This window comes from Cytobacillus sp. (genome assembly GCF_964223445.1).
GTDB lineage: Bacteria > Bacillota > Bacilli > Bacillales > Cytobacillaceae > Cytobacillus.
Window position 1 is genome coordinate 1 of the sequence record NZ_CAXQGS010000085.1, and the last position, 2,195, is coordinate 2,195.

Consider the following 2,195-nt stretch of genomic DNA (forward strand, 5'->3'; position numbering starts at 1 on the left):
TCATAACGGGGCAGAAAAGGAATCTCAATGTATTTCGATACAGCGAGTGCCGCAAAAATGATAACCGGAAAAATGCAGCACAGCGCTTGCCGGTAGCCGAATAGCCAAAACGTTTTCATCACACAGCGCCTCCCGGAAGTGGGGTTTTCAAAATAGACGCTGGAGGTGAGGAGAGGTTGCCGGATATACAGCGACGGAATCAGGAAAAAACCTTCGTTCCGGCAATTAAAGGTTTTTGAATTTAATTCAACTGTTCGAATAGTTGAGTGTTTGTTTTAGAATGTTAGTATACGAGTTCAAATAATCTATTCAATTAAGGAGCGGTTTGTTGAAATCGATAAAATTAATGTTACTAGGTATCTCATTTATGATTCTGGGGGGAATACTTGTAGTAGATACGGCTACTAGCATCGGCGGAATGGAATACATCATCTTGCTGTCCGGTCTTGTAGTCGCTGTTGTAGGTTTTCTCAAAGAGGATGCTGGAGCTTAACTATGTCCTTTCACTTTATGAAATCAAGGAGCAAAAATGGTCGGAAGTTGCTAGGCAGAGAAAAGCGATTGACGAAATAATAACGATTCAAAAACCCCTCGTTCTAGGAACCGAGGGGTTTTTGCTATTTAGTTCGGCTGATCGATCAGCAGTAATATCCAAAAGAAAAATAGAGAGGCTAGCCATTGGCCGCCTGCTCTTTCAATTTTTTAATTCTGCTAATTTCGCCTAAGTTATAACCGACCCAACCGCCGATAAACGGGAAGGCAGAGCCAATAAAAGTCTGATTTGGAGAGTCGAAATTCGTGTTAAAGACTAAAGCAGCCAAGCCGACACCCAAACCAGTTAATAGCACAATTTCGGTTATTTTAAGGAGTTTCCATTTTTTCTCCCCCCAGCGCTTTCGATCGAATGCCCGAATGCGCCTCGTGGTCTTCGTGCCGACAAGCGTTCCTGATATCAAGGTATATAAGCTGAGTGCAATTATGATTAGGAGGGAGATAAGAAGTACCCAAGTTAAGAATAAAATTTTTCCATTCTCCAAAAAATAATTAAGGAACAAGAAAAGCACCAGCATGAAGAGGTTGCCCCAAAGCAATTGCTTCTTCTTTAATCCTTTTATTTCTTTTATCTCTTGTTGAGCTTCATCCATTATATCCGCCCTTTCTGTTAAAAAGCCTTGATTCAGCTGTTTAATATTAATCGGGTTAACTGTTTGTAGCTATGCCCATATTTTAACATAAATAATCAGAATACTCTTGCGTAGTCTACTGAAATTGGCATAAATGCATTTAAATAGGATGAATAAAAAGAAGAAACCTTCAAAAGGGGAGTTGTCACCTTTTGAAGGTTACAGAATCTAAGCATAAGCCATATAGGGTTATCGTTCAGGCATAGTGAAGGTCACAGCAGCCCCGTTGCTTTGGTCAATCTTTGCAAAAATCTCCGTAAGAACTTCTAATGCTCTATCGTTTGATTCGTATTTGCCCATCACTTTATTCCACTGATCCAATAAGCTGTTTTCTACAAAACCTTCCACGTGCTTTCCTTTTACAGCAACACTCTTAACATTCATCAGGTCTTGTTTGTTTTGTGTAAGTATCCATAGCATAACAGGTATTCATCCTTTCCATTCCAGTTCCAAAATTTCGTATCAGCAACTATAAAGAGCATTCATTCCGTCGCTTGCCCGTCTTGCTCTTTGTCTTTCTTATAATCGCGCCATCCCATCCACAAAACCGCTCCCCATATGATCCAAAGGAGGGGGCTCGTTACAGACAGGCCGCTTTCTGACTCACGGCCAAGGAAAGTCAATAAAACCATCACCAGTATCGGATAGACAGACAACAATATTAATTCATAAAGCCCAAAGCGCTTCTCCAGTTCAGGGTTTTGCGTCACTAGGCTCACAAGAACCAAAACCCCAAGCAACGCATACAATGACCACACCGGGATGCCTAACGAACTGAGTGCACCCGGAAAGTAATCGTCCGCCAATAGCAGCGTCATATCGACGAGCAACAAAATGCCAAGCAACCAGTACGTTTTCATCCATGACTTTCCTTTCGGCGAATAAAACCCTCTTTCTTCCAGTATAACAGGGAATAGATTGCTATATTATGAAAAGGAGATATTTTACATATGGTATTATGAGAATAATAGATTCATGAGAGGAAGGTTAGAAATGAAAAAAGACATTCAT

Annotated in this window: 4 protein-coding genes; 1 reads left to right on the top strand and 3 read right to left on the bottom strand. The window is 40.8% G+C overall.

Annotated features, from left to right (window positions below; all coding sequences use genetic code 11):
• Window positions 1-367 precede the first annotated feature (367 nt).
• Complete coding sequence (locus ACEQ1T_RS15825) at window positions 368-493, top strand: hypothetical protein (protein WP_370223686.1); 126 nt, start codon at window positions 368-370, stop codon at window positions 491-493.
• A 178-nt stretch (window positions 494-671) separates the two neighbouring features.
• Here the strand turns inward: ACEQ1T_RS15825 and ACEQ1T_RS15830 are convergent, their stop codons facing one another.
• The 3 genes from ACEQ1T_RS15830 to ACEQ1T_RS15840 all read right to left on the bottom strand — a co-directional run bounded on the left by ACEQ1T_RS15830 (window position 672) and on the right by ACEQ1T_RS15840 (window position 2,044).
• The gene (locus tag ACEQ1T_RS15830) at window positions 672-1,145 is read right to left on the bottom strand and encodes a hypothetical protein (RefSeq protein ID WP_370223688.1); all 474 of its coding nucleotides are present in this window, start codon (window positions 1,143-1,145) and stop codon (window positions 672-674) included.
• A 228-nt stretch (window positions 1,146-1,373) separates the two neighbouring features.
• Window positions 1,374-1,604 carry a hypothetical protein gene (locus tag ACEQ1T_RS15835; RefSeq protein WP_370223690.1) on the bottom strand — a complete coding sequence of 77 codons (231 nt, stop codon included), beginning with the start codon at window positions 1,602-1,604 and terminating at the stop codon, window positions 1,374-1,376.
• Window positions 1,605-1,666: 62 nt separating this feature from the next.
• A complete protein-coding gene (locus tag ACEQ1T_RS15840) occupies window positions 1,667-2,044 on the bottom strand; it encodes a hypothetical protein (RefSeq protein ID WP_370223691.1) in 378 nt (125 codons plus the stop codon).
• Window positions 2,045-2,195: the final 151 nt, after the last annotated feature.